This is a genomic window from Kribbella qitaiheensis, assembly GCF_042657745.1.
GTDB lineage: Bacteria > Actinomycetota > Actinomycetes > Propionibacteriales > Kribbellaceae > Kribbella > Kribbella qitaiheensis.
The window spans coordinates 1-23,669 of sequence record NZ_JBHSKE010000071.1 but is presented as its reverse complement, the minus strand read 5'-3'; the positions used below and the strand labels follow the sequence as shown (position 1 = coordinate 23,669).

Sequence of the window (23,669 nt, the reverse complement as noted above, 5' to 3'; positions counted from 1 at the left end):
CGCACCGATTTCTCGACTCGACCGCCCCGTAACGGACCAGCGCAGACGATGCGCCGAAGAGAGGCAGCACAGTGAACGAGCGACGCGTCGGCATCGTGATGAACGGCGTCACCGGCCGGATGGGCCTGCGCCAGCACCTGGAGCGCTCCATCGTGGCGATCCGCGAGCAGGGCGGCCTGCCGGCCGCGGACGGGTCGATGATCATCCCCGAACCGATCCTGGTCGGCCGCAACGAGCTCAAGCTCCGCCGGATCGCGGACCAGTACGGGCTGACCCGCTGGACCACCGACCTGTCGGAGGCGCTGGCCGAGCCGGACGTCGAGATCTACTTCGACTCCCAGCTCACCCAGCTCCGGGAGAAGGGCGTGCGCGCGGCGGTCGAGGCCGGCAAGGCGATCTACTGCGAGAAGCCGATCGCCGAGGGCCTGGAGGCGGCCGTCGACCTGGCCCGGCTGGTCCGGGACTCCGGCCTGAAGAACGGCGTCGTCCAGGACAAGCTGTCGCTGCCCGGCCTGCGCAAGCTGAAGCGGCTGGTCGACGGCGGCTTCTTCGGCAAGATCCTCTCGATCCGCGGCGAGTTCGGCTACTGGGTCTTCGAGGGCGACTGGCAGGAGGCGCAGCGCCCGGCCTGGAACTACAAGAGCGAAGAGGGCGGCGGCATCGTCGTCGACATGTTCTGCCACTGGCGGTACGTGCTGGACCAGATCTTCGGTCCGATCAAGTCCGTCTACTGCCAGGGTGCCACCCACATCCCGACCCGGTACGACGAGCAGGGGCAGGCGTACACCGCCTCCGCCGAGGACGCGGCATACGGGATCTTCGAGCTCGAGGGCGGCGTCGTCGCGCAGCTGAATTCCTCCTGGGCTACCCGGGTGTTCCGCGACGAGCTGGTCGAGTTCCAGGTGGACGGCACCGAGGGCAGCGCGGTCGCGGGGCTGCGCAACTGCCACGCCCAGCACCGGTCCGCCACCCCGAAGCCGGTCTGGAACCCGGACCTGCCGGCCGAGTACTCGTTCCGCGACCAGTGGGCCGAGGTGCCGGACAACGAGGTGTTCGACAACGGCTTCAAGGTGCAGTGGGAGATGTTCCTGCGGCACGTGGTCGAGGACGCGCCCTTCACCTGGGACTTCGTCGAAGGCGCCAAGGGCGTCCAGCTCGCGGAGCTCGGTCTGCAGTCGTGGCGCGAGGGTCGCAAGCTGGAGGTTCCGCCGCTCGACCTCGAGGACAAGGCATGACGTTGTCCCTGCGCCTTCCCGACGGTGCCGGTGGTCTGCAGACCTACCAGCTCGTCGGTCAACCTATTGCCCACGGCAACTACATGCCCGCGACCAGCCGGTTGGCCTTCGCGGCGGCACACGTGGTGCCGGATCCGCTGGCGGACAACTCGCCGGGGGCACCTGCGGTGATCGACTGGGAGCACACGCTGGAGTTCCGGCGGCATCTGTGGTCGCTGGGCTTGTCCGTGGCCGAGGCGATGGACACCGCCCAACGCGGGATGGGGCTGGACTGGCCCGCCACCCAGGACCTGATCCGCCGCTCCGCCGCCGAGGCGCCGACCCGCGCGGACGACGGTACGACGAAGCGGATCGCGGTGGGCGTCGGCACCGATCAACTCGCGGCCAGTGTGCATCCGCTCGATGCCGTGATCGCGGCATACGAGGAGCAGCTCGCCGTGGCCGAGGAGGTCGGCGCGCAGCCGATCCTGATGGCGAGCCGGGCGTTGTGCGCGGCCGCCGGATCGCCCGGCGACTACCGCAAGGTCTACGACCGGCTGTTGAGCCAGTCGTCGCGACCGGTGATCCTGCACTGGCTGGGCTCGATGTTCGACCCGGCGCTGGAGGGCTACTGGGGCAGCGACTCGATGGACACCGCGGCCGATGTGGTCGTCGAGTTGATCAACGAGAACGCGACCCACGTGGACGGCATCAAGGTCTCGTTGCTCGACGCCTCGAAGGAAGTTGCCCTGCGCAACCGCCTGCCCGAGGGGGTCCGACTCTACACCGGGGACGACTTCAACTACCCGTCGCTGATCCGTGGTGACGGCGAGCGGTACAGCGACGCCCTGCTCGGGATCTTCGCCGCGATCGCCCCGGCCGCGGCGGCCGCGTTGAAGGCGCTGGACGACGGCAACCTCGCGCAGTACGACGAGATCTTCGCGCCGACCGTGCCGCTGGCCCGGCAGATCTTCTCGGCGCCGACGTACTACTACAAGACCGGGATCGCCTTCCTCGCCTGGCTGAACGGGCACCAGCCCGGGTTCGGCATGGTCGGCGGCCTGCAGACCGGGCGGTCGCTGCCGCACCTCGCGGACACCTTCCGCCTGGCCGACGCGGCCGGAGTACTGACGAACCCGGAGCTCGCGGTGGACCGCTTCCGCAAGCTGCTGGTCGTGGGCGGGGTCGACGCATGAACCGCTACAGCCTGAACCAGGCGACCACCAAGTACTGGTCGCTCGAGGAGGTCGTCGCCGCGAGCGCCGGAGCCGGGCTGTCCTGGATCGGGCTGTGGCGCGAACCCATCCAGGAGTACGGCGTCGAGCGGTCCGCGAAGCTCGTCGCCGACGCGGGGCTGCGGGTCTCCTCCCTGTGCCGGAGCGGGTTCTTCACCTCGACGGACGCGGCCGAGCGGCAGGCCAAGATCGAGGACAACCGCCGCGCTATCGACGAGGCCGCCACGCTCGGCACCGACGTCCTCGTGCTGGTCAGCGGCGGGTTGCCGGCCGGATCGCGGGATCTCGAGGGCGCTCGGGCGATGGTTCGGGACGGCCTGGCCGAACTGGCGCCGTACGCGGAGGAGCGGGGGGTGCGTCTCGCGGTGGAGGCGTTGCACCCGATGTTCTGCTCCGACCGGTGCGTGGTGACGTCCCTCGGCGGGGCGCTCGACCTGGCCGAGCAGTTCCCGTCCTCGCAGGTCGGCGTGATCGTCGACGCCTACCACCTGTGGTGGGACACGGACGTGTACCGGCAGATCGAGCGGGCCGGCGACCGGATCTGCTCGTACCAGGTGAGCGACTGGGTGGTCCCGCTGCCGGCGGACACCCTGCTCGGCCGCGGCATGATGGGCGACGGCGCGATCGAGCTGCGCCGGCTGCGCGAGGCCTGCGACGCCGCGGGGTACGACGGCCCGGTCGAGGTGGAGATCTTCAACCAGGACCTCTGGGACGCGCCGGGGCAAGAGGTGTTCGACCTGGCCCTCGCCCGCTACCGGGAACACGTTGCCTGACGCAATAACTTTCACCACACCACACCGAAGCATCCCCGAAGCGACACAAGAATCCCTCACTCGAAGGAGCGCACTCCGTATGAGCGACCGGACCATTCCCGCCGACGGCATCGGCATGCACCTCTACACCATGCGCGGCCCCCTCGCCGAGGACTACCCCGGCACCCTGAAGCGGCTGGCGGAGATCGGCTACCGGACGGTCGGGGTGAGTGGCCGGTTCGGGCATTCCGCGGCCGAGATCCGGTCCTTCGCCGATGACGCCGGACTGAAGATCGTGCTCGAGCACGTCGGGTACAACTGCCTGACGGAGGACTGGGACGGCGCACTGGCCGACGTACGGACGCTGGGCGGCCAGTGGATCGTCGTCCCCTCGCTGCCGACGGAACTGCGCACGGTCGAGGGCTTCCGCGAGGCCGCGGCCGCCTTCACGCTGGCCGGGAAGGCCGCGCGGGAGGCGGGCCTCAAGCTGCTCTTCCACAACCACGGCCACGACTTCGCCGAGGTCGACGGCCAGGTGCTGTTCGACATCCTGGTGGAGGAGGTCGAGCCCGACCTGCTCGGCTTCGAACTGGACCTGTACTGGGTGGTCAACGGCGGTAAGGACCCGGTCGACTACTTCCGCGACCACCCGGGCCGGTTCCCCGCGCTGCACGTCAAGGACATGGCGGCGGACGGGTCGTGGGAGGACGTCGGCGCCGGCCGGCTGGACTTCCCGGCCATGTTCGCGCTGGCCGAGCAGGGCGGCGTCGAGCAGTGGCTGGTCGAGCACGACGCGCCGACGGATCCCTGGGTCTCGGCCCGGACGAGCTACCGGTCGCTGATGGAGCTGAGGTACTGACCGCTCACTGTCCGTACCGGCAGGCGTATTCTCGTCACTGACAGCAGATACACGACTCCCGTCCGGCGTACTCGGTCGACCTCGGGGTGCCGGAGAACGTTGTCCGGCTGGCTCGATCTGTCACTCTGTAAAGAGGCCCTCACCACGGCGGGGGCCTCGTGAGGCCGCCGATCGCCGTGACGCCGGAGAGACACACGTGCAGAACGAGCCCACTGTGCGGATGACGGCAGTACGCCGTCTCTACGAGGTGAGCGCCCGGATGGGCGCCGGGCGCAGCCTGGCCGAAACCCTGCAGGCGGTGGTGGACGGGGTCGTCACCGGCCTCGGCTTCGGCATCGCGGTGCTGAACCTGCGCCACCCCGACGGAAAGTTCGAGGTGATCGCCGTCGCGGGGTCGCCCGAGGCCAGGGAGGCCCTGCTCGGCACCGTCAGCGCCGCCGACATCTTCGACGCCGAGTTCGAGATCGCGGACAAGTGGGGCGGGCTCCGGTTCGTCCCGCACGAGCGGTTGCCCGAGGGCGAGGTGATCGGCTGGGTGCCGCAGATCCCGGTCTCTGAGGATCCCGCCGCCTGGCATCCCCTGGACGCGTTGTTCGCGCCGCTGTACTCCCCGAACGGCGAGCTCGTCGGCATGCTCGCGGTGGACCTGCCGGAGGACCAGCGTCGCCCGGGCCCGATCCACCGCGAACTGCTGGAGATCTTCGCGACCCAGGCGGGACTGGCGATCGACAAGGCCCGGCTGACGGACCAGTTGCTCGCCGAGAAGGCCCGGCTGGAGGCCAGCGAGACCACCTTCCGGCTCGTCTTCGAGGGCGCCGGCAACGGGATGGCCACGATCGCCTTCGACGGCCCGGAAGCAGGTCGCGTACTGCGGGTCAACGACGCCTTCTGCCGGATCACCGGGTACACCCCCGGCCAACTGGTCGGGACCACCTTCGTGGACTACCTCCGTGACGAGGACTCGGACCAGACCGACCGGGAGATCGAGCGCCTCAGCACCGGCAAGGGCCCGTACCGGTTCGAGCGGACCTTCCGGCGGACCGACGGGAACGACATCTGGCTGGGCGGCACCGCCGCGATCGTCGACCAGGGCAAGGATCAGCCGCAGATCATCCTGATCCAGATCGACGACGTGACCGCGCGCAAGGACGAGGAGCGGGAGTTGCGGCACCACGCCGCGCACGACCCGCTCACCGGCCTGCCCAACCGGCGGCTGCTGCAGCACCACTTCAGCTCGGCACTGCAGCGGTCACGCCAGACCGGGCGGCGCGGGGCGCTGCTGTTCTGCGACCTGAACCACTTCAAGCAGGTCAACGACAAGTACGGGCACGAGACCGGCGACAAGGCGCTCCGCGAGATCGCCGACCGGCTGCTCACCGAGGTCCGGCACGGCGACACCGTGGCGCGACTGGGCGGCGACGAGTTCGCGATCCTGGCCGAGGACATCGACGGCGACGACCTCGACGTGCTGACGCGCCGCATCAGCGAGGCCATCGGCCGTCCGCTGGACGGCATCGATGTCCCGGTCACCGCCAGCATCGGCACCGCCATCGTCAGCCCCTACGCCTCCGACCTCAACGAACTCCTCCGCACCGCCGACAACGCCATGTACGAGGCCAAACGCCACCACCGCCGCTGACCCACGACGGCCCCGGCGCTCGGCCGCTACTTGTCGCGACGGGGTTTGCGGGGGCGGCGAGGGTTGTTGGGGTTGGGGCGGGGCTTGCTGTGGCGGTCTTCGTCCCAGGTCTTGAGGCGGAGGATGCAGAACTGGTTGTAGCGCTCGATCGACGCGAGCTGGCCGACTCCGTAGAACGCGAAGATCGGGGTCCAGCGGGCCTTGCCGGACGCCGACTGCCAGCGGACCGCCGGGAAGTCGGTGATCCGGATGATCTGGTCCCTCGGGATCCGCCGGCTCCGCACCAAGCCGCGGACCTCGATCCCCTCCGATCCGTACCGGACCCCCATCCGGAAGCTCCTGAGCGCCAGGAATGCGCTCAGCGCCACCACCACAGCGGCGATCCCGAGGACCAGCGGCTCCGCCCCCTGGGTGTCGATCAGGTAGCCGACGACGACTCCACCCAGCGCCAGCCAGAACAGCACCTGCGCGATCCGGCTGATCAGTTGCTGGCTCATCTCGTTCCCAGGTCGTTCCACGGGACCGACTAGATCACGGCCGGCCCCGTTCGGCGTACCCGGACACAAAGGAAGTGCGGTCAACGTCACGGCTGGGAGAGGGTAGGGACGTGGAGGAGCAACCGCTGCCAGGTGGATTCGTGACCGTGGTGATCCGCAAGGGCGACACCGTAAGGCGCGAGCCGGCCGGGCGGGCTCCCTTCGTACACGACCTGCTCCGGGCCCTCGACGAGTGGCCCGGCGCCCCGCGGTTCCTCGGGATCGACGACGAGGGCCGCGAGATCCTCAGCTTCATCGACGGTTACGTCGCCTGGCAGAAACCGCGCAAGCCCACGATCTCCACCCACCCGGTACTGCGCTCCGTCGGCCGCCTGGTCCGCGAGTTCCACGACCTCACAGCCGGTACTGCGCTCGTGGGCGACCAGGAGGTCGTCTGCCACAACGATCTCTCCCCCAAGAACACCGTGTACTCCGAGGACGGCACCGAGGCGATCGCCTTCATCGACTGGGACATCGCCGCCCCGGGCCGCCGCATCCACGACATCGCCTTCATCTGCTGGCAGTACGCCACTCCCGGCACTCCAGCCCACGTCGCTACCCAACGGCGGGCCCTGCTCGACGGCTACGGCCCGGCCGACACGTCAGACCTGATCGAGACGATCCTCTGGTGGCAACACCGCAGCTGGACCGGCATCGAATCCGAGGCGGCCGAGGGCAACCCGGCGATGGCCCGCCTGGTCGCTCTGGACATCCCCGCCCAACTCCGCCAAACCGAGGCGTGGACCCGCACCCACTCCGCAGTACTAGCTGCCGAGCTGCGTCAGGGCGACGTCGGTTAGGCGGAAGGTGGTCCACTCGTCCTGCGGCAGGGCGCCGAGGGACTTGTAGAAGTCGATGGCCGGGGTGTTCCAGTCGAGGACGGACCACTCGAGGCGTTCGTAGCCGTTGGCGACGCATTCCTGGGCGAGGGCGATGAGGAGGGCCTTGCCCAGGCCGGAACCGCGTTGCTCCGGGCGGACGAAGAGGTCCTCCAGGTAGATGCCGTGCACGCCGCGCCAGGTGGAGAAGTTCAGGAACCACAGCGCGCAGCCGACCACCTCGCCACCGGTCTCCGCGACATGGCAGAAGACGGCCGGCTTCTCCCCGAAGAGGGCCGCCTGCAACTGCTCCGCGGTCAGCCGGCACTCGTCCGGCGCCCGCTCGTACTCCGCCAGCCCGTAGACCAGGTCGACGATTGCCGGTACGTCGTCCGGCCGGGCCCGGCGGATCCGCTCATCGTTCTGCATGCGCCCCATCCTGCCGTGTCACCTGTTGACCTCGCTCGACCGATCAACGGCACTGGTTACCTGAGCTTCGATCCACAGTCATCGCGGCGGCAGCGGGTCCGACACCACCGACCAGGGCCAGCAGTTCCTGGCGGCCAACCCGCACCTGAAGTTCTTCAACTCCCAGCGCGGATACGTGCGGGTGACGGTCGACCAGCATCGCTGGCGCTCGGACGTCCGGGTCGTTCCGTTCGTGAGCCGGCCTGACGCGCCGATCAGCACCCGCGCGACCTACGTCGTCGAGGACCGCAACCGCACGTGCACCTCGCCTGAGCATGCACCGGGGAGGCGGTCCGCCGACCGCCTCCCCGGCAGCATTCATCGTCAGCAGCACTGACTCTTAGTGGTTTTTCCTGTTGGAATACTGATTCGGGCCGCGCAAGGCTGGACGCATGGCATCTGAAACGAACAAGACCCGCCGGATCGGCGACGTCGAGGTCAGCGCGATCGGCCTCGGCGGTATGCCGATGTCGATCGAGGGCCGGCCCGACGAGGAGCGGTCGATCGCGACCATCCACGCCGCGCTGGACGCGGGGATCACGCTGATCGACACCGCCGACGCGTACCACCTGACCGCGACGGACGACGGCCACAACGAGACGCTGATCGCCAAGGCGCTGGCCACGTACGGCGGCGACACCTCCGGCGTGCTGGTGGCGACCAAGGGCGGCCACCTCCGCCCAGGCGACGGCTCTTGGACGCTGAACGGCTCAGCCGACTACCTCAAGCAGGCCGCCGAGGCGTCCCTCAAGCGGCTCGGGGTCGACGCGATCGGCCTCTACCAGTTCCACCGGCCGGACCCGAAGACGCCGTACGAGGAGTCGATCGGCGCGATCCGGGACCTGCTCGACGCGGGCAAGATGCGGATGGCCGGCATCTCGAACGCGAACCCGGACCAGATCCGCCTGGCCAACGAGATCCTCGGCGGCCGCCTCGTCTCGGTCCAGAACCAGTTCTCGCCGGCCTTCCGGTCCAGCGAGCCCGAGCTGGAGCTGTGCGACGAGCTCGGCATCGCGTTCCTCCCCTGGTCCCCGCTCGGCGGCATCAGTAAGGCCGGTGACCTGGGCGACAAGCATCCCGCCTTCCACCGCATCGCCACCGAGCTCGGCATCAGCCCGCAAAAGCTGACGCTGGCCTGGATGCTGGCCAAGTCGCCGCACGTCATCCCGATCCCCGGTTCGAGCCGTCCGGAGACCATCCGCGACTCCTACACCGCGATCGACGTGACGCTGACCCCGCAGCAGGTCGCCGCCCTCGACGCCGCCTGATCACCTCTGCCCCACGCCCCGCAGTACCGCCGGAATAGGCCGGTACTGCGGGGCGTTACTGCTGCCGTTGTTCTTCAGCCGAGACGGAGGTTTCACGATGGAAGACATGCGCGCGTTGAGCTACGGCCTCGGCCAGCAGTACTTCGAGGAACGGGACTACCGCGGCGCGATCAAGGCGCTGCTCCCAATCGTCGAGGAGACCCCGGACGACGTCGGCACGCGGCTGCTTCTGGCCCGCGCCTACTTCCACTCCGCCCTCCTCAAGCCCGCCGAGGCGCACCTCGTCGAGATCCTCGACCGGGCTCCCACGGAGTCCTACGCCCATCTCCTGATGGCCCGCACCCTCGAACGCCTCTCCCGCGCCGACGAGGCCACCATGCACCGCCGGATCGCCGCCGCCCTGACCGGCGACGAGTCCCTCCTGGCCTCTCAAAGCCTCTGAGCCCAGTCCGTCACTCCTGGTGGCGGGCTCGCTGGGCGGCGTACAGGTCGGCGACCGACGGGCGGGACGCCAGCTGGTAGGTGCCGTTCTCGAGGTCGCCGGGGAAGTCGCGGGGTAGACCGCTGGCGTCAGAGGTGAGGCCTTGGAGGCCGACCGTGATGCTCCGCGGGGCAACGTCCGCCAGTTGGATGGCGTAGGGCGAACCGCTGGTGATGCGGACGTTCCAGTGGGCGATCCGCGCGCCGAACAGCGGGCCGGAGGCTGCTGAACCGCCGACGCGGCCGTTGTTCACCAGGGTGATGTCGGTCCGGGCGTTCTCGAACGGCATCGCCCGGTGGGTGTCGAAAGTGCCCTCTGCCATCCGGCCGCGGCGCCAGACGTTGCCGGCCGACAGCCCCTCCAGGTTGAGCCCGTGGTGCAGCGCGCCGGTCGGCAGCGGGACGGTGAACTGCTCGATCTCGAAGCCGTCCACCAGGTTGTCATGTGATTGCATCCGGCAGGCAAAGCTGTGGTGCGCGGACCGGCCGCCGACCACGACGTCGGTCAGCGTGACGGCCTTGGTGGTGGTGAAACCGAAGCCGAGATCGCAGTTCTCCACCCGGACGTCGTCGGCCCAGCAGTCGTGAACCGCCTGGAAACAAAGGCCGTTCGACCCTGGGTGGCGGTTGTGGATCGTCATCGGCCGGAGCTCGTTGCGGATCGTCAGCGACTCCACCCCGACGTCGTGCACCGTCGGCCCGATCTCCCGCAGCCGCGAGGGCCAGGCCGGCCGCAGGTCGTACCGCACCGGCTGCGCCAACCCCACCAGCCGATCACCAAGCACCGCCTCGATCCGCACCGGCCACTGCAGCGTCGCGTACTGGATGTACTGGCCACCCGACCCGGTCGTGAGCTGCGGCGCCTTCGTCGGCGTTGAAGGCGGGCGCGGCGTCCGCAGTACTGCCGGGGTGGGCTCCGAAGTCGGTGACCCGGGCGACGACGCGAGCTCGGCGTGGGCGTTCGCCGCCGCGGTAGCCGGCGTGCGAGATGTCCGGGATCAGCGGGTGTGCTCCGCCGGCCCCGGCCCATTGGTCGAGCAGTTCCGCCGACAGATCCTTCGCCTGGCCGACTCCGGCTGATACCGGGCCGGCGGCGTCTGATGCTGGGCGAGCGGCGGCCGGGAGGGCCAGGCCGGCGGCGGGGGCTGCGACGGCTCCGCCGAGCAGGAGGCGGCGGCTGAGCTTGGGAGAGTTCTGTGACATGGGGTGACGCTCCTCGGGGCGGTGAGGTTTCGCGTGGCGGGAGCTAGTTTCACTGGACGGACCGGAGTCTGACAAGAGGTCGGGGCCGTCGGCCGGGTGAGCAAGGATGGAATACCGGGCGGGGGGCTGCCGTTGAGGACGGCAAGATAGTTTAATCTTTAATAGTCACTGGAAGAGACCAAGGAGTTCAGATGCAGTTCGGTGTGTTCACCGTCGGCGACGTGACCCAGGATCCGACCACCGGCCGGACCGTGAGCGAGGCCGAGCGGATCAAGTCGATGGTCGCCATCGCGGTCAAGGCCGAAGAGGTCGGCCTCGACGTCTTCGCCCAGGGCGAGCACCACAACCCGCCGTTCGTGCCGTCGTCACCGACGACGATGCTGGGCTTCATCGCGGCGCAGACGTCGAAGATCATCCTGTCCACCTCGACCACGCTGATCACCACGAACGACCCGGTGAAGATCGCCGAAGACTACGCGATGCTGCAGCACCTGGCCGACGGCCGGGTCGACCTGATGATGGGCCGCGGCAACACCGGCCCGGTCTACCCGTGGTTCGGGCAGGACATCCGCAACGGCATCGCCCTGGCGGTCGAGAACTACGCCCTGCTGCGCCGCCTGTGGCGCGAGGACGTCGTCGACTGGGAAGGCAAGTTCCGCACGCCGCTGCAGGGCTTCACCTCGACGCCGCGGCCGCTGGACGACGTACCGCCGTTCGTGTGGCACGGCTCGATCCGCAGCCCCGAGATCGCCGAGCAGGCCGCGTACTACGGCGACGGCTTCTTCCACAACAACATCTTCTGGCCGGTCTCGCACACCAAGCAGATGATCGACCTGTACCGCCGCCGGTTCGAGCACTACGGACACGGTGCCGCCGACCAGGCGATCGTCGGACTCGGTGGGCAGGTGTTCATGCGGAAGAACTCGCAGGACGCCGTCAAGGAGTTCCGGCCGTACTTCGACAACGCGCCGGTCTACGGCCACGGGCCCTCGCTCGAGGACTTCAGCCGGGAGACCCCGTTGACGGTGGGCAGCCCGCAGCAGGTGATCGAGCGGACGCTGTCGTTCCGCGAGCACTTCGGCGACTACCAGCGGCAGTTGTTCCTGATGGACCACGCCGGCCTGCCGCTGAAGACAGTGCTGGAGCAGCTGGACATCCTCGGCTCCGAGGTCGTTCCGGTCCTGCGTAAGGAGTTCGAGGCGAAGCGCCCGGCCCACGTGCCGGAGGCGCCGACCCATGCTTCACTGAAGGCGGCCGCCGAGCGCGCCCGCGAGCTGGAGACCGTGAGCCCGGAGGTCGTGGGGCTGGAGGGGACCCGATGAAGGAACGCACCATCGCCGTGGTGACGGCCGGGCTGACCGTCCCGTCGTCCACCCGGCTGCTCGCCGACCAGCTGACCGCCGCCGTCCGGGATGCCCTGGACGGCCGCGGGACGCCGTACAAGGTCGAGATCATCGAGCTGCGCGACCACGCGCACGACCTGACGAACAACCTGCTGACCGGGTTCCCGACCGAGAGCCTGCGCAAGGTGCTGGACACCGTGGTCGCGGCCGACGCGTTGATCGCGGTGACGCCGACCTTCAGCGCGTCGTACAACGGGCTGTTCAAGATGTTCTTCGACGTGATCGACGACAAGGCCCTGGCCGGCAAGCCGGTGTTGCTCGCGGCAACGGGTGGGACCGAGCGGCACTCGCTGGTGCTGGACTTCGCACTGCGTCCGCTTTTCGCTTACCTGCAAGCGAACCCGATCCCGACCGGCGTCTACGCGGCCTCGACCGACTGGGGTGCCGGAGCAACCAAGCTCCACGCCCGGATCGAACGCGCCGCCAACGAACTCGTCAGCGCCATGAGCAACGACCAGACGACCCCGGTCGACCCCTACACCACCCCAACCCCGTTCGAAGACCTCCTCAACGGCTGATAACCCGCCGTAACAAGTACGCCGTACCCGGGCAACCGCGGTACGGCGTACTTGTCTTTGAGCCGGCAAGCGGCCTGTACTACGGCATCAACTGGCCGCCGTTGACTTCTACGATCTGGCCGGTGACGTAGCTGCTCATGGAGTCGGAGGCCAGGTAGAGGATGGTGCCGACGCATTCGTGCGGGGTGCCTGCGCGGCCCATCGGGATGGTGGCGAGCATGCCCTGCATCTGCTCGTCGCCGGTGTGGCGGTCGTGGAACGGGGTCTTGATGACGCCCGGCGAGATCGCGTTGACGCGGATGTTGTCGGGGGCCAACTCCTTCGCGAGGCCGCGGGTGAACGTGCTCACCGCGCCCTTGCTGGTGGCGTACACGACCGAGCCGCCGCCTCCGCCGTGGCGGCCCGCGATCGAGGTGACGTTCACGATCGCGCCGCCGCCCTGGGCCCGCAGTACCGGCACGATCCGACGGCTCATCGCGAAGACCGAGGTCAGGTTCACGTCCATGATCCGGCGGAACTCCTCGTCCGGTACGTCGACCACCGGCGCGCGCTTGACCAGGTCGCCGGCGTTGTTCACCAGGACGTCGATCTTCCCGTGCCGCGCGAGCACCTCGTCGACGAGGGCGCCGGCCGCATCGGGATTCGCCAGATCGGCCTGGTGGATCGTCGCCTGCCCGCCCGCGCTCGCGACGGCGTTCAGCGTGTGCCGGACGCCCTCCTCGTTGTGGTGGTAGTGCAACGCGACGGTGGCTCCGGTCTCCGCGAACCCCACCGCGGCAGCGGCCCCGATCCCACTGCTCGCTCCGGTGACAAGGACAACCTGATTCGTGAAGTCGAGGAAAGTCATGGCCCCAACCCTAGGGGGCCACTCTGCGTCATCGTGTACGCGCCGTCCGGAGGTTTCCCGGGGCGAGCGCGGCGGTAGCCTCGTTGAATGGGGTATGACCTGGCGAGGCTTGATCTGCGCCGCTGGCGCGTGGCGGACGCGTTGCGGCTGACCGCCGCTCATCAGGATCCCGACATGATCAACCAGGGCGGCATCCGCGACACCGCGTCCGCTGTCGACTGGATCGGGCGGGTCGCGGACCTGGACAACGGACACGTGTACGCCGTGGCCGACGCCGACGATCACCCGATCGGCTGTGTGGCAGTGACCAACATCGACCGGCACCAGGTCGGCTGGACGTGGTACTGGACCATCGCGGACATCCGCGGCCAGGGAGTCGCCCGGGACGCGCTGCGCGCCCTAGTCGACTGGGCCCACCACGACGCCGGGCTCTACCGGCTCGAGCTCGGCCATCGCACCAACAACCCGGCCTCCTGCGGAGTCGCAGCGAGCGCCGGCTTCCTGTTCGAGGGGCTCGAGCGTCAGCGCCTCGCGTACGACGGCACGCGGTTCGACGTGGAGCGCCACGCCCGCCTGGCCTCCGACCCGCTCCAGACTCCGCAGCGCCCGGTGACCATCACCACCTGAGACCGCTCAGGCCTGCTGAGACGGCGCCTGGAGCACGCAGAACTCATTGCCGTCGGGATCGGCGAGCACGTGCCAGGTCCAACCGGACTCCACGATCGGCTCCTCGGTCACCACGGACGCACCGAGGGCACGGACGCGGTCGACCTCCGCGTCGAGATCGTGCGTCCGCAGATCGAGATGCAGCCGGTTCTTGCCGTGCTTCTCGTCGTCGACCTTCTGCAGCAGTACCTCGATGCCGCTGCCGTCCACAGGGAGCAGACTCAGATAGCGCCCGCCCGCATCACCCTCCTGGACGAACCCGAGCGCCTGCGTCCAGAAGTCGGCCGCCCGCTTCAGCTCGGCCACATCGACCACGATGACGAGCTCACCCCGCGCGTAGGACTGCGGAGTACGGGAGTTGTCCGGCATGGCCCGAGGCTATTGGTTCGCGGCCGGTGGGCAGTAGCTGCACCAGCGTTCGGTGATGGTGTAGCCGAGGGCTTCGTTGGCGCCGAGGCTGGCGGCGTTCAGGCCCGCTCCGCCGGCGCCGAAGACTCGGCCATCTTCGAGCCAAGATTCTGGGTGCCCGCGAGGTCCCGTGCGGTGTGCGCCGTCGCCGGCGTGTAGGGATAGTCCGCCGCGTTCGTCGTCTCCAGGTCGCAGAGGGCTTGCGCGTACTCCGGGCCGGCAGGCCGGGGTTCATCCCAGCTTGCGCAGCAGCGGCAGCACGTCCGCCGAGAACTGGGTCAGGAAGCGCTCCTGGTCGTTGCCCGGGCCGTGCATCACGAGGTGGTTGAAGCCGGCGTCGAGGTATGGCTGGAGCTGTGCGACAACCTCTTCCGGGTCGGACGCGACGATCCACCGCTGCGCCACCTGCTCGATCGGGAGCTCGTCGGCGAGGCGCTCCATCTCGGTCGCGCTGTGCACGCTGTGCTTCTGCTCAGGCGTCAGCGACAGCGGCGCCCAGAACCGGGTGTTCTCCAGCGCCTGCTCCGGGTCCCGGTCGTACGACAGCTTCACCTCGAGCATCCTGTCGACCTGGTCGAAGGTGCGCCCGGCCTTCTCGGCGCCTTCCTTGACCGCCGGGATCAGCTTCTCGGTGTACAGGTCCATGCCCTTGCCGGAGGTCGCGATGAACCCGTCGCCCACACGGCCCGCGTACTTCGCGACCAGCGGTCCGCCGGCGGCCACGTAGATCTTCAGCGGGGTCTCGGGCCGGTCGTAGATGAACGCGTCGACCGTCTTGTAGAACGGCCCGTCGGAGCTGACGCCCTCCTCCGTCCACAGGTTGCGGATCAGGTCGACCGCCTCCCGCAGCCGCGCGAACCGCTCCTTGAACTCGGGCCACTCACGCCCAGAGACGGCGATCTCGTTCAGCGCCTCACCGGTGCCGACACCGAGCATGATCCGGTCCGGGTAGAGCACGCCCATGGTCGCGAACGCCTGCGCGATCACGGCCGGGTTGTACCGGAACGTCGGCGTCAGCACGGACGTGCCGATCAGCACCCGGCTGGTCCGCTCCCCGACGGCCGCCATCCATGCCAGCGCGAACGGAGCGTGCCCGCCCTCGTGCCGCCATGGCAGGAAGTGGTCCGACACCGTCACACTGTCGAGCCCGAGCTCCTCGGCCCGGACCGCGTACTCCACCAGCTCCCGCGGCCCGAACTGCTCCGCGGACGCCTTGTACCCGACGCGAATGCTCACCTGAACTCCCAACTCGTCACGAACCGTCAACCCCACTCTCTCAGGCCAACCCGATCACGCCTGCGGATGTTCCACCCGACCACCCCCGATTGAGACTCCCATCCGCCCTGAAAGGAATCCCCGCCTGTACTGCGGGACGCGGGGTTCGGAGTACCAGGGTGGTGGGCGTGTTGGTTTGACGGCGGGGTGGGGGCGTGGGCAGCATGGTCGCGCGCGTGTCCTCCGCGTCACCTCCGGCGATCGTCCCCAGCACGGTCCATCGGGAGGCAAAGGGACCACCGTCTCAGGTCGTTGTCCTGGTCCGATCGTCTCGGGCGTGGTTGCTGGGGAGCTGCCGTTCGGGACGTGGAAGGCCAGATGACAGCCAACGGGAACTTCAAGCGTCGGGTTCGGGCCCGCGCCGCCAAGACCGGCGAGTCCTACACGACTGCTCTGAGGCACTTCCGCCCGACTCCACCAGGAGACGTGATGCCGGAATCCACCCTGCGCCTGGCCGTCGCTCAGACGAGCAGCTACGACGACCCGCGCGACATCGACCAACTCCGCGCCAGCGGCAACGAACTGCGGCACCTCATGCGGCAGGCACGCGCCGCCGGTGCCCGGGTCGTGCACTTCACCGAAGGAGCGACCTGTTTCCCCAACAAGTACGTGATGTCCGTCGACGGCCCCGACCAGGTCGGTGACGCCGACTGGAGCCGCTTCGAATGGGACGTGCTCCGCGAAGAGCTCGCCTCGATCGCGGCGCTGGCCGGTGAGCTCAAACTGTGGACCGTGCTCGGCTCGGTCCACCGCCTGACCGAACCGACCCGGCCGCACAACAGCCACTACGTGATCTCCGACCAGGGCGCGGTCGCGACGCGGTACGACGAGCGCACCTTGTCGAGCACGAAGATCACCTACATGTACACCCCGGGCTCGGCTCCGGTGACCTTCGAGGTCGACGGGTTCCGGTTCGGCTGCGCGCTGGGGATGGACGTGCATTTCCCGGAGCTGTTCCACCAGTACGAGCGCCTCGACGTCGACTGTGTCCTGGTGTCGCACAACACCGCCGGGACCGAGCCCAACACAGGGACCCCCACCGAGGCCAGGGGGCACGCTTCCACCAACACCTACTGGATCAGCTACGCCGTGATCGCCAATCACAGCCCGGCGATACCGTCCGGCGTGATCAACCCCTACGGCGAATGGGCCGCGCAGTGCGTCCCGGACGGCAGTTCGTCCATCGCGGTGCTCGATATGGAGCGCACGGCTGACCACCCGTTCTCACCACTGGCCCGGACGTATCGCAACAAGACCCGCGCGGGTATGAGCGACGTACCGCTGGCCGACGACCGCAGTACGGTCCGCACCGGCTTCTGATCCGTCGGGGGCGGGGAATCCGGGCAGTCCGGGTTCCCCGCTCAGGTCAGTGGGTTGACGCCGAGCCTGGCGGCGAGCGCCTCGGCGTCGTACGGCGAGTGGACCTTCACGTCGTTGTCGAAGTACACGTAGACATCGCGGCGCTTGCGCGGCGCGCGCGGAGCCACCGTGCGGCCGTCGGTCGGCGTACCGCCTTTCTGCCAGGTCTGGACCTTCGCCGCCCAGCGGTCGAGCTCGTCGTCGGTGTAGCCGCTGACGTACAACTCGTCGGCGCCGTGCAACCTGACGTAGACGAAGTCCGAGGTGACGTCGTCGAGCATCGGCCACTTGCCTGCGGTGTCTGCGCAGACCAGCGCGATGTCGTGTTCCCGCAGTAGCTCGACGAACTCCGCCTTCTCATAGGAAGGATGCCGTACTTCGATCGCATGGCGCATGGGGATGTCCACAGTGCTGTGGAGCAAGGCGCGATCGTTCATCCGGTCGTCGTGCTTGGCGGCCAGCTCGCCGGCCTCGGCCGTTGTCCTGGGCAACAACTGGAAGAACGCGGCGAGCCGGTCCGGGTCGTAGCCCAGGGTGGGCGGCAGCTGCCAGAGGATCGGCCCGAGCTTCTCGCCGAGCGCAAGCACTCCGGAGGCGAAGAAGTTGGCCAGCGGGGCGTCCACGTCGGCGAGCTTCTTCATGTGCGAGACGAACCGCGGACCCTTGGCGGTGAAGATGAACCCGGGCGGCGTTTCGTCGTACCACTTCTGGTACGACGACGGCCGCTGCAGCGAGTAGAACGACCCGTTGATCTCGATCGAGTTCAACCGGTGCGAGGCGTACTCGAGCTCCGCGCGCTGCGGCAAGCCGTCCGGGTAGAACACCTTGCGCCAGGGCGGGTACCTCCACCCGGAGATCCCGATCCGGAACGGCGAGGCGGCCCAACGATCCATGCGCACACTCTGCCAGTGCCCGCCCGTATATCAGCCGACGGTGGACGGATTTGTCGGTAGAGGCTCGGTCGATCCTGCGTCCAGCGCTTCACCCATCCGATCAACGGCACCTCGGATCGGGTCGCCGTACGCATCCGGCCCCAGTACTGCGAGCCGCTCCCGCGCGAGGTGGAGATGATGGCGCGCCTCAACGTCGGTGTGTCCGTCACGCCTCGATGCTCGGCCTTCGACCAGCTCGAAGGTCGACCGTCCGGCGCGCTCATGTGCGCCGTCGGACCCGCGAGCACTTACCGTGACGGCATGGCGATTTCGAAGGGCAGCCGCGGCGAGACGTTCCTGGCCTGGGTGATCGGCGGCGGCGCGGCGATCGCGCTGCTGACGCTGACGCGGCGGAGCTGGGACACGTGCAACGTCGACATCGGCAAGGTCGCCAACGGCTCCACCCTGCTCTTCGTCGGACTTCCCGTCTCGGTGGTGGTGAACGTCGTCCTCTTCACCCTCGTCTACCGGCTCACCAGAGGCGGCAAGGGCTTCTTCAGCCCGTTCCTGGCCGCCGTCATCGCGATCACGATCGCCGACCTGGCCCTCTACTCCTGGGCCGGTACGCCGGCCTCGTCCCCCGGCATCTGCCCTGGCAACGTCCCACCCTGGTGGCCCACCTGGATCCCCACCTAAGAGGACCTACCCCCAAAGCACCAGTGATGGACCTCCGTACGACCGTCACCGCCCGGCAGCACCGCGGCCGCAGCTTCCATGTCCGGCGCCTCCACAAGCGCCGCCCACCCAAGCCGCGCCTCACCCTCAAGCTCGAGCAACTCGCCGTACAAAACCACGTGCTTCGACACGACTGACGCGATCTCTGCTGTGTCCATCCTGATCACCAGAAACCGCCCATACCCATCAACCGCGTCGGCAAAGTCCCACATGGTCCGCTCCGACAAGTTGCGAAACCCGCACAACAACACCGACTCAAACACACCGCCCAGGTAATAGGGCTCCTCATAGGCAAACGCCCGAGCAGCCCCCACATCCGGCAACTCGACGATGTGCATGCTCCCCGTCGACTCAGCCTCATCCCCCTGCCCAGTCAACGTCGGCCCCCGAGCAACCAACACCTCCCCATACCCATCCATAAAATCCCAGTGCTCCCCGGTCAACCTCCCCTTGAGCCCGCCCGCCCCAACCCAATCCCGCCCATACACAAAGAACTCCACAGCCCCGCAGCCTAGATGACTACATGGCGCAGAAGCGGTCCTCCGCCAAGATGGAGCCATGAGCCAAAGCGCCGCCCAAGCCGCCGCCTTCTTCCGTGACGTCACCCGCACCGGCCGCCTCTGGACCGTCCGCGACGCCGACGGCTACCCCGCCCCCATGAACTCCCAAGGCCAACGCTCCCAACCCTTCTGGTCCACCGAGGCCCGCGTCCGCCGCATCATCAAGACAGTCCCCACCTACTCCACCCTCGCCTCAGAAGAGCTTGACCTGTCTCGCTGGCGCGACCGCTGGCTCCCTTCCCTACGCCAGGACGGCCTACTAATCGGCCTGAACTGGACCGGCCCCCACGCAAAGGGCTACGACTTCACCCCCAACGAGGTAATCGCCCGCCTAAACGCCACGACGGTCCCAACGTCCCCGGGCTGACATCGAAGCTGCCCCAGACCCAACCTCGACCTCAGCGGCAACGCCGAGCCGACGGCCTGCAGGATTAGCCCCAGGCTTGCAACTGGCGAGCCGATGACAGAGAGGTGAACCACTGTGGCCGACGAGACCACCGATCGCGATGCAACCAGTGTCGTGGCCTTTGCCTACGAGATGGGCGTGCTCAAGCGGCTGCGGCGGGCCGGATGGTGGCATGTCGGCGTGCGCGACCCCGAGTCGGTCGCTGAGCACAGCCTCAGAATGGCTCAACTCGCTGCACTGATCGCGAGCGAAGAGGGCGGCGATCCGGCCCGTGCTGCCTACCTAGGCATGTGGCATGACTCGCAGGAAACCCGCATCGGCGACATTCCCCACAGCGCACGGCCGTACGTCGAGGTCGCAGGCAACGAGCGCATCACGGCTGACCAGACAGCCGCGCTTCCCGACAACGCGGCCAAGAGCATCCGCGACGCCGTCCTGGAGTACGAGACCGAGGAGACCATCGAAGCGCGCTGCGCCAAGGACGCCGACCGCCTCGAGTGCCTCATGCAGGCAGTCGAGTACCGCGAAGCCGGCTACCAGCGCGTCGACGGCTGGATCGAGTCATCCCGCGCCCGAATCAAGACCGACTTCGGCCGCCGCCTGGCGGACGCCGCCCTCCAAGTCTCCCCACTAGCCTGGCGCGACCGCTGACGACGAGCCAGGCATAGCCGGCAAGAGGCAAGGGTCGCCCCGAGCGCCCGCACTGGGCGAGGCGAATCATTCATGCCCTGACGACGGAGTCCTCGGCATCCTCTTCCGCGATCCAACTGGATCTCTACTCGTAACAGATGCCTATTGACCGGGTTGCATCCCCTACTCGCCGCGCGACTTCCGCTCGTCGCCCCTCGGACGATCCTTGGGTTTCTCAGCCTTGGGCGGGTCCTTCTTCTCAGGCCTATCTTTTCCTTTCCCTGCCTTGTCACCCTTGTTCCGATAGTTGTCCCACTGCTCTGTCATCTGTCCCCTCCACTCACCACGTAGCCGTTATCGCAACCATTATCAGGAGAACTTCGAACGACAGAAGAAGGATTACCGCACGGAACGCCTGCTGTCGGAACTTGAGCTTTGGCCGGTTCTCCTGACAACCGACGATCATCGCATCAAGGACGTGCCGACGGACCTCCAACTCAGTCCAGCCAGCATCGCACTTCTCCCGGATGACTGAGGAACTTGGCCCGAAGTGCCACCCCTTCGAAGGCCAATGGACGATCAGGACGGCCGCCGACATCAGAACGAGAACAACAAAGAGGAGCAGGCCAGCCCATACCGGATACTGCTTGCCAACCCTGCCATCGCCACTTATCAGCCCGACCCCTGCAGTGAACGAAACGGCTAGGGCTGCCGCCGTAAACAGTGCGGTGACCCTGTTCCGGATGTTAGTCAACGTGCTGTCCTGATGAGCAAGCGTCTGTTTGGCCGCCTCGTAGGCGAGTTCCAAGGACTTCGAAGATGACTCCGCGTCAGGCTCGGGCAATGTCATGCCATAGGTTGGCCCGTGAACAATAAGTTCGCAAGACCCCGCATCTGCCCCGCTCCCCTGATAGCCGGAAACCAGGACCAGCGCGGCGCAGGTCAAGCGCCGAACTTGTTCGAAACCGTAATAACGCACCACACTCTTGACCGGTGTCGTGATGGCCGGACAAACGAGTGACCACAGGAAGCGTTCGTCCCGTTGGCGCCTTGATTCTTAAAGGTCAACTCGGCAGAGCAGCGGAGGGAATGGATTCGGGCGAATGGCCCGGCTGGGAGGCCGCGTCCGAGCAGGCTGTTCGCTGGCGCGCCGGGTACGGCGTCCGCATTGCGACACGCGGACGAGATGGTGAAGCGGAGCGCACGCGGATGCAGGGATCGACACGCGCGCTCCGCTCGATTGTGCGGGCTACTCCTCGTCTAGCCACTCCGCGCCGGAATCGTCTCGGTGGTGACCCTGGTGGTCGCCAAGAAGGCAGCCTCGGCCAGTCACCGGATTCAGGCCGTCGCAGGGGCCTGACCGTGAGGGCCTCAAGATCGGCCAGCCGCGCGAGTCCCGCTTTACTGGCTGGTGGCTGTCCCCGGCCCACTCGAAACCATCGCGCGTCGTCGTTTCGACCATCAGCTGGTTACCCCTCCTCCCGCTGGTACCTTCGTGATCTCGGCATTGACTCGCCGCACGGCCCAGGTAACACCAAGTAGTTGCGGCCGGATGAGGCAGAAATGAGGCATCCGTGGGGCCGGTTCGACGTACCCCTCTCGCTGTGCGCCGCAGAGCCGTCGGCCTCAGTCAGGATGGACTCGCGCAAGCGCTAGGTGTCGAGCGGTCGACCGTGTTGCGCTGGGAGGCTGGGAAGACCGCCCCGCAGCCGTGGGTACGGCCGGTGCTCGCACAGAAGCTCCAAGTCTCTGATGAACAGCTTGACGACCTACTCCGACCTGATGACGAGGAGGGGGAATCCGTGGATCGCCGCGCCTTCGCAGGTCTTGCTACTGCGCTGGCTCTCGCACCGATCGCTCGGGCGCGCATGGGCAGTCAGATCGGCGCTATCCAGGTGCTCCAACTGCATAAACGCACGGCTCGCTTGCGTCGATTGGACGACCATCTCGGCGGCATGGACACCTATCAGGTCTATCTGAGCGAGATGGCGGCGACGGAGAAGCTGATCAAGACCGCCAGTTACAGCAGTGCGACCGCCCGCGCGCTGACCGGCGTCCTCGCCGAACAAGCACAGATGGCTGGCTGGGCGGCATTCGACGCCGGCCGCTACACCGACTCTCGGCGGCATTACCGGTCTGCTCTGTCGGCTGCTCGGGAATCCGGCGACCCCGGCCTTGAAGGCAACTCTCTGGCTTTTATCGCTTACGAGAACGCCGATAGCCAAGTCGCCGCCGAGTCCACGAGGGTTGCAGAGGCTGGGGCTGGAACGACGCCCCGCGTCCGCGCATTGCTGCACGAGCGCCTCGCGTGGGCCTACGCAGTGGCCGGGCAGGCCTCGGCCGCGGCGCGGGCACTCGACCATGCCGTTGCCGCAGTCAACGAACCGTCGCACGCCCCTGAGCCGGACTGGGTCTTCTGGGTCGACCCGCTGGAGATAGACATCATGACCGGGCGCTGCTTCACCGAACTGCGCCGGCCCGCCCGCGCCATACCGGTGCTAGAAGACGCCCTGTCCCGGTACGACGACACCCACGCCCGGGACAAGGCCCTCTACAGCACCTGGCTTGCTCACGCGCTCCTTGACGCCAACGAACCCGAGCGCGCCGCAACCGTCACCGAACAAGCCCTCGACCTCGCCTCGGGAGTCGGCTCCATCCGCCCTGGCGAACGACTTCGGGGCGTACTCCGCCGCCTCTCCCACCACGGTGGCCCCGAGGTGGCAGCCGTACTGGAGCGAGCGCGCGGCTAGCCCTTGGTCGTTCGATCCAGCCAGTCCAGGTAACCCGCAGAGCCCATCGTGATCGGCACGGCGCAGACCTCGGGATTGCTCCAGGAGTGCGCCAGCAGGAGGTGGGCCTCCAACTTCGCGTAGCTGCGCTCAGTCGTCTTCAGCAAGAGCTGCCACTCCTCGCCTTCGCCGTACTGGCCTTCATGCCAGAAGACCGAGACGACCGGCCCTACTACCTGCGCGCCGGCCGCAAGACCCGCTTCAACCGCCGACCCACCGAGCCGGACCGCCTCTTCGCGAGTCGCCGTCGCCGTCGAGACCTGCAAGTAGCCAGACATGCCGCTGAGTCTAGGTCCGCGGTGCCGGGGAGTTGAGGCCTGATTGGCTGCTGGACATGACAAAACCCCAGGTCATCCACCTGGTGACCTGGGGTTTTGTTGGCGCGCTCGGAGGGATTCGAACCCCCAACCTTCTGGTCCGTAGGAGCGAGCAACAGACGGTTAGCTCCTGGGCGCAGGGTGAAGCATGGGTCCGAGGTTGTCCCGATGGCGGTTGGTGTGGACCTGTTGGGGTCAGACTGGGGTCAGCCGGCAAGCTGCCGCATAACCGGCTTGGAAGCATTGAGCGAGGACCAGGAGCCGGCCAGCCCGAGCACGATCGGTGGTCTGTCTCGGCCCGCCGAGTAACCGTCGTTGACCTCATCTAATTGCACGGCATCTACCGGGCTGAGCAGTCTGTTCGCGTGTGGAGTGGGTGCGCTGCTTGCTGTGCGCGGGCGGGGTTGAGATT

At 67.9% G+C, this 23,669-nt stretch carries 28 protein-coding genes; 17 read left to right on the top strand and 11 right to left on the bottom strand.

Annotated elements, in window-relative coordinates; genetic code table 11:
- Positions 1 to 71: 71 nt before the first annotated feature.
- The 5 genes from ACFPJ1_RS38200 (at position 72) to ACFPJ1_RS38180 (ending at position 5,699) form a co-directional block, all read left to right on the top strand.
- Positions 72 to 1,235, top strand: a complete 1,164-nt coding sequence (locus ACFPJ1_RS38200; protein WP_380111212.1) for a Gfo/Idh/MocA family protein — start codon at positions 72 to 74, stop codon at positions 1,233 to 1,235.
- Positions 1,232 to 2,410, top strand: coding sequence for a dihydrodipicolinate synthase family protein (locus ACFPJ1_RS38195; protein WP_380111211.1), 1,179 nt, complete (start codon positions 1,232 to 1,234; stop codon positions 2,408 to 2,410). The genes ACFPJ1_RS38200 and ACFPJ1_RS38195 overlap by 4 nt, the downstream gene beginning before the upstream one ends.
- Positions 2,407 to 3,222, top strand: coding sequence for a sugar phosphate isomerase/epimerase family protein (locus ACFPJ1_RS38190; protein ID WP_380111210.1), 816 nt, complete (start codon positions 2,407 to 2,409; stop codon positions 3,220 to 3,222). Before ACFPJ1_RS38195 ends, ACFPJ1_RS38190 begins: the two co-directional genes overlap by 4 nt.
- A gap of 79 nt (positions 3,223 to 3,301) precedes the next feature.
- Positions 3,302 to 4,060: a sugar phosphate isomerase/epimerase family protein gene (locus tag ACFPJ1_RS38185; RefSeq protein ID WP_380111209.1), complete on the top strand. Its 759-nt coding sequence runs from the start codon at positions 3,302 to 3,304 to the stop codon at positions 4,058 to 4,060.
- Between the two features lie 196 nt (positions 4,061 to 4,256).
- Positions 4,257 to 5,699: a diguanylate cyclase domain-containing protein gene (locus tag ACFPJ1_RS38180; protein WP_380111208.1), complete on the top strand. Its 1,443-nt coding sequence runs from the start codon at positions 4,257 to 4,259 to the stop codon at positions 5,697 to 5,699.
- A gap of 26 nt (positions 5,700 to 5,725) precedes the next feature.
- Here ACFPJ1_RS38180 and ACFPJ1_RS38175 read toward each other — a convergent pair whose 3' ends face one another.
- The gene (locus ACFPJ1_RS38175; protein ID WP_380111207.1) at positions 5,726 to 6,217 is read right to left on the bottom strand and encodes a hypothetical protein; all 492 of its coding nucleotides are present in this window, start codon (positions 6,215 to 6,217) and stop codon (positions 5,726 to 5,728) included.
- Positions 6,218 to 6,306: 89 nt separating this feature from the next.
- Here ACFPJ1_RS38175 and ACFPJ1_RS38170 point away from each other — a divergent pair, with 89 nt between their 5' ends.
- Positions 6,307 to 7,035 (top strand): phosphotransferase family protein, encoded by a 729-nt coding sequence (locus tag ACFPJ1_RS38170; protein WP_380111206.1) that lies wholly within the window; start codon positions 6,307 to 6,309, stop codon positions 7,033 to 7,035.
- Here the strand turns inward: ACFPJ1_RS38170 and ACFPJ1_RS38165 are convergent.
- The gene (locus tag ACFPJ1_RS38165) at positions 7,000 to 7,482 is read right to left on the bottom strand and encodes a GNAT family N-acetyltransferase (protein ID WP_380111205.1); all 483 of its coding nucleotides are present in this window, start codon (positions 7,480 to 7,482) and stop codon (positions 7,000 to 7,002) included. The two genes, ACFPJ1_RS38170 and ACFPJ1_RS38165, sit on opposite strands and share 36 nt — an antisense overlap.
- Positions 7,483 to 7,663: 181 nt before the next feature.
- Between ACFPJ1_RS38165 and ACFPJ1_RS38160 the strand changes: the two genes are divergently transcribed.
- The 3 genes from ACFPJ1_RS38160 (at position 7,664) to ACFPJ1_RS38150 (ending at position 9,231) form a co-directional block, all read left to right on the top strand.
- Positions 7,664 to 7,858, top strand: coding sequence for a hypothetical protein (locus tag ACFPJ1_RS38160; RefSeq protein WP_380111204.1), 195 nt, complete (start codon positions 7,664 to 7,666; stop codon positions 7,856 to 7,858).
- Positions 7,859 to 7,913: 55 nt separating this feature from the next.
- On the top strand, positions 7,914 to 8,789 hold the full coding sequence (locus tag ACFPJ1_RS38155; RefSeq protein ID WP_380111203.1) for an aldo/keto reductase: 876 nt from the start codon (positions 7,914 to 7,916) through the stop codon (positions 8,787 to 8,789).
- 97 nt (positions 8,790 to 8,886) lie between these two features.
- A complete protein-coding gene (locus tag ACFPJ1_RS38150) occupies positions 8,887 to 9,231 on the top strand; it encodes a tetratricopeptide repeat protein (RefSeq protein WP_380111202.1) in 345 nt (114 codons plus the stop codon).
- 10 nt (positions 9,232 to 9,241) lie between these two features.
- Here ACFPJ1_RS38150 and ACFPJ1_RS38145 read toward each other — a convergent pair whose 3' ends face one another.
- Both ACFPJ1_RS38145 and ACFPJ1_RS38140 read right to left on the bottom strand, forming a co-directional pair.
- On the bottom strand, positions 9,242 to 10,069 hold the full coding sequence (locus tag ACFPJ1_RS38145) for a hypothetical protein (protein WP_380111201.1): 828 nt from the start codon (positions 10,067 to 10,069) through the stop codon (positions 9,242 to 9,244).
- Entirely contained in the window at positions 10,044 to 10,472 is a 429-nt protein-coding gene (locus ACFPJ1_RS38140; protein WP_380111200.1) for a hypothetical protein, read from the bottom strand. Before ACFPJ1_RS38140 ends, ACFPJ1_RS38145 begins: the two co-directional genes overlap by 26 nt.
- Before the next feature lie 191 nt (positions 10,473 to 10,663).
- Here ACFPJ1_RS38140 and ACFPJ1_RS38135 point away from each other — a divergent pair, with 191 nt between their 5' ends.
- Positions 10,664 to 11,794 carry an LLM class flavin-dependent oxidoreductase gene (locus ACFPJ1_RS38135; RefSeq protein WP_380111199.1) on the top strand — a complete coding sequence of 377 codons (1,131 nt, stop codon included), beginning with the start codon at positions 10,664 to 10,666 and terminating at the stop codon, positions 11,792 to 11,794.
- Complete coding sequence (locus ACFPJ1_RS38130) at positions 11,791 to 12,393, top strand: FMN reductase (RefSeq protein ID WP_380111198.1); 603 nt, start codon at positions 11,791 to 11,793, stop codon at positions 12,391 to 12,393. Before ACFPJ1_RS38135 ends, ACFPJ1_RS38130 begins: the two co-directional genes overlap by 4 nt.
- 79 nt (positions 12,394 to 12,472) lie before the next feature.
- Here ACFPJ1_RS38130 and ACFPJ1_RS38125 read toward each other — a convergent pair whose 3' ends face one another.
- The gene (locus tag ACFPJ1_RS38125) at positions 12,473 to 13,240 is read right to left on the bottom strand and encodes an SDR family NAD(P)-dependent oxidoreductase (protein WP_380111197.1); all 768 of its coding nucleotides are present in this window, start codon (positions 13,238 to 13,240) and stop codon (positions 12,473 to 12,475) included.
- A gap of 87 nt (positions 13,241 to 13,327) precedes the next feature.
- On the opposite strand from ACFPJ1_RS38125, the gene ACFPJ1_RS38120 reads away from it, so the two are divergent.
- Positions 13,328 to 13,867, top strand: coding sequence for a GNAT family N-acetyltransferase (locus ACFPJ1_RS38120; protein WP_132288341.1), 540 nt, complete (start codon positions 13,328 to 13,330; stop codon positions 13,865 to 13,867).
- A 6-nt stretch (positions 13,868 to 13,873) separates the two neighbouring features.
- Here the strand turns inward: ACFPJ1_RS38120 and ACFPJ1_RS38115 are convergent, their stop codons facing one another.
- Both ACFPJ1_RS38115 and fgd read right to left on the bottom strand, forming a co-directional pair.
- Positions 13,874 to 14,275 carry a VOC family protein gene (locus ACFPJ1_RS38115; RefSeq protein WP_380111195.1) on the bottom strand — a complete coding sequence of 134 codons (402 nt, stop codon included), beginning with the start codon at positions 14,273 to 14,275 and terminating at the stop codon, positions 13,874 to 13,876.
- Between the two features lie 270 nt (positions 14,276 to 14,545).
- Positions 14,546 to 15,550 (bottom strand): glucose-6-phosphate dehydrogenase (coenzyme-F420), encoded by a 1,005-nt coding sequence (gene fgd, locus ACFPJ1_RS38110; protein ID WP_380111193.1) that lies wholly within the window; start codon positions 15,548 to 15,550, stop codon positions 14,546 to 14,548.
- Positions 15,551 to 15,907: 357 nt separating this feature from the next.
- Between fgd and ACFPJ1_RS38105 the strand changes: the two genes are divergently transcribed.
- Complete coding sequence (locus ACFPJ1_RS38105; RefSeq protein WP_380111192.1) at positions 15,908 to 16,909, top strand: carbon-nitrogen hydrolase family protein; 1,002 nt, start codon at positions 15,908 to 15,910, stop codon at positions 16,907 to 16,909.
- Positions 16,910 to 16,950: 41 nt separating this feature from the next.
- On the opposite strand, the gene ACFPJ1_RS38100 is transcribed toward ACFPJ1_RS38105, so the two are convergent.
- Complete coding sequence (locus ACFPJ1_RS38100; protein ID WP_380111191.1) at positions 16,951 to 17,841, bottom strand: DUF72 domain-containing protein; 891 nt, start codon at positions 17,839 to 17,841, stop codon at positions 16,951 to 16,953.
- A 300-nt stretch (positions 17,842 to 18,141) separates the two neighbouring features.
- Here ACFPJ1_RS38100 and ACFPJ1_RS38095 point away from each other — a divergent pair, with 300 nt between their 5' ends.
- The gene (locus ACFPJ1_RS38095; protein ID WP_380111190.1) at positions 18,142 to 18,516 is read left to right on the top strand and encodes a hypothetical protein; all 375 of its coding nucleotides are present in this window, start codon (positions 18,142 to 18,144) and stop codon (positions 18,514 to 18,516) included.
- Here the strand turns inward: ACFPJ1_RS38095 and ACFPJ1_RS38090 are convergent.
- Entirely contained in the window at positions 18,513 to 19,055 is a 543-nt protein-coding gene (locus tag ACFPJ1_RS38090; protein ID WP_380111189.1) for a YciI family protein, read from the bottom strand. The two genes, ACFPJ1_RS38095 and ACFPJ1_RS38090, sit on opposite strands and share 4 nt — an antisense overlap.
- A 58-nt stretch (positions 19,056 to 19,113) precedes the next feature.
- On the opposite strand from ACFPJ1_RS38090, the gene ACFPJ1_RS38085 reads away from it, so the two are divergent.
- The gene (locus ACFPJ1_RS38085; protein ID WP_380111187.1) at positions 19,114 to 19,482 is read left to right on the top strand and encodes a DUF2750 domain-containing protein; all 369 of its coding nucleotides are present in this window, start codon (positions 19,114 to 19,116) and stop codon (positions 19,480 to 19,482) included.
- A 114-nt stretch (positions 19,483 to 19,596) separates the two neighbouring features.
- Positions 19,597 to 20,172 (top strand): HD domain-containing protein, encoded by a 576-nt coding sequence (locus tag ACFPJ1_RS38080; RefSeq protein WP_380111186.1) that lies wholly within the window; start codon positions 19,597 to 19,599, stop codon positions 20,170 to 20,172.
- A gap of 319 nt (positions 20,173 to 20,491) precedes the next feature.
- On the opposite strand, the gene ACFPJ1_RS38075 is transcribed toward ACFPJ1_RS38080, so the two are convergent.
- Positions 20,492 to 20,959: a hypothetical protein gene (locus ACFPJ1_RS38075; RefSeq protein WP_380111185.1), complete on the bottom strand. Its 468-nt coding sequence runs from the start codon at positions 20,957 to 20,959 to the stop codon at positions 20,492 to 20,494.
- Between the two features lie 766 nt (positions 20,960 to 21,725).
- Between ACFPJ1_RS38075 and ACFPJ1_RS38070 the strand changes: the two genes are divergently transcribed.
- Positions 21,726 to 22,901, top strand: a complete 1,176-nt coding sequence (locus ACFPJ1_RS38070; protein ID WP_380111183.1) for a helix-turn-helix transcriptional regulator — start codon at positions 21,726 to 21,728, stop codon at positions 22,899 to 22,901.
- Here the strand turns inward: ACFPJ1_RS38070 and cutA are convergent.
- A complete protein-coding gene (gene cutA, locus ACFPJ1_RS38065; RefSeq protein ID WP_380111182.1) occupies positions 22,898 to 23,218 on the bottom strand; it encodes a divalent-cation tolerance protein CutA in 321 nt (106 codons plus the stop codon). The genes ACFPJ1_RS38070 and cutA overlap by 4 nt on opposite strands.
- Positions 23,219 to 23,669 lie beyond the last annotated feature (451 nt).

Coding starts and splice junctions, on each gene's coding strand:
- ACFPJ1_RS38195 (WP_380111211.1), top strand. CDS start 1,232: ATGACGTTGTCCCTGCGCCTTCCCGACGGTGCCGGTGGTCTGCAGACC.
- ACFPJ1_RS38190 (WP_380111210.1), top strand. CDS start 2,407: ATGAACCGCTACAGCCTGAACCAGGCGACCACCAAGTACTGGTCGCTC.
- ACFPJ1_RS38185 (WP_380111209.1), top strand. CDS start 3,302: ATGAGCGACCGGACCATTCCCGCCGACGGCATCGGCATGCACCTCTAC.
- ACFPJ1_RS38165 (WP_380111205.1), bottom strand. CDS start 7,482: ATGCAGAACGATGAGCGGATCCGCCGGGCCCGGCCGGACGACGTACCG.
- ACFPJ1_RS38155 (WP_380111203.1), top strand. CDS start 7,914: ATGGCATCTGAAACGAACAAGACCCGCCGGATCGGCGACGTCGAGGTC.
- ACFPJ1_RS38150 (WP_380111202.1), top strand. CDS start 8,887: ATGGAAGACATGCGCGCGTTGAGCTACGGCCTCGGCCAGCAGTACTTC.
- ACFPJ1_RS38140 (WP_380111200.1), bottom strand. CDS start 10,472: ATGTCACAGAACTCTCCCAAGCTCAGCCGCCGCCTCCTGCTCGGCGGA.
- ACFPJ1_RS38135 (WP_380111199.1), top strand. CDS start 10,664: ATGCAGTTCGGTGTGTTCACCGTCGGCGACGTGACCCAGGATCCGACC.
- ACFPJ1_RS38130 (WP_380111198.1), top strand. CDS start 11,791: ATGAAGGAACGCACCATCGCCGTGGTGACGGCCGGGCTGACCGTCCCG.
- ACFPJ1_RS38125 (WP_380111197.1), bottom strand. CDS start 13,240: ATGACTTTCCTCGACTTCACGAATCAGGTTGTCCTTGTCACCGGAGCG.
- ACFPJ1_RS38120 (WP_132288341.1), top strand. CDS start 13,328: ATGGGGTATGACCTGGCGAGGCTTGATCTGCGCCGCTGGCGCGTGGCG.
- ACFPJ1_RS38115 (WP_380111195.1), bottom strand. CDS start 14,275: ATGCCGGACAACTCCCGTACTCCGCAGTCCTACGCGCGGGGTGAGCTC.
- ACFPJ1_RS38105 (WP_380111192.1), top strand. CDS start 15,908: ATGACAGCCAACGGGAACTTCAAGCGTCGGGTTCGGGCCCGCGCCGCC.
- ACFPJ1_RS38100 (WP_380111191.1), bottom strand. CDS start 17,841: ATGGATCGTTGGGCCGCCTCGCCGTTCCGGATCGGGATCTCCGGGTGG.
- ACFPJ1_RS38095 (WP_380111190.1), top strand. CDS start 18,142: ATGGCGATTTCGAAGGGCAGCCGCGGCGAGACGTTCCTGGCCTGGGTG.
- ACFPJ1_RS38085 (WP_380111187.1), top strand. CDS start 19,114: ATGAGCCAAAGCGCCGCCCAAGCCGCCGCCTTCTTCCGTGACGTCACC.
- cutA (WP_380111182.1), bottom strand. CDS start 23,218: ATGTCTGGCTACTTGCAGGTCTCGACGGCGACGGCGACTCGCGAAGAG.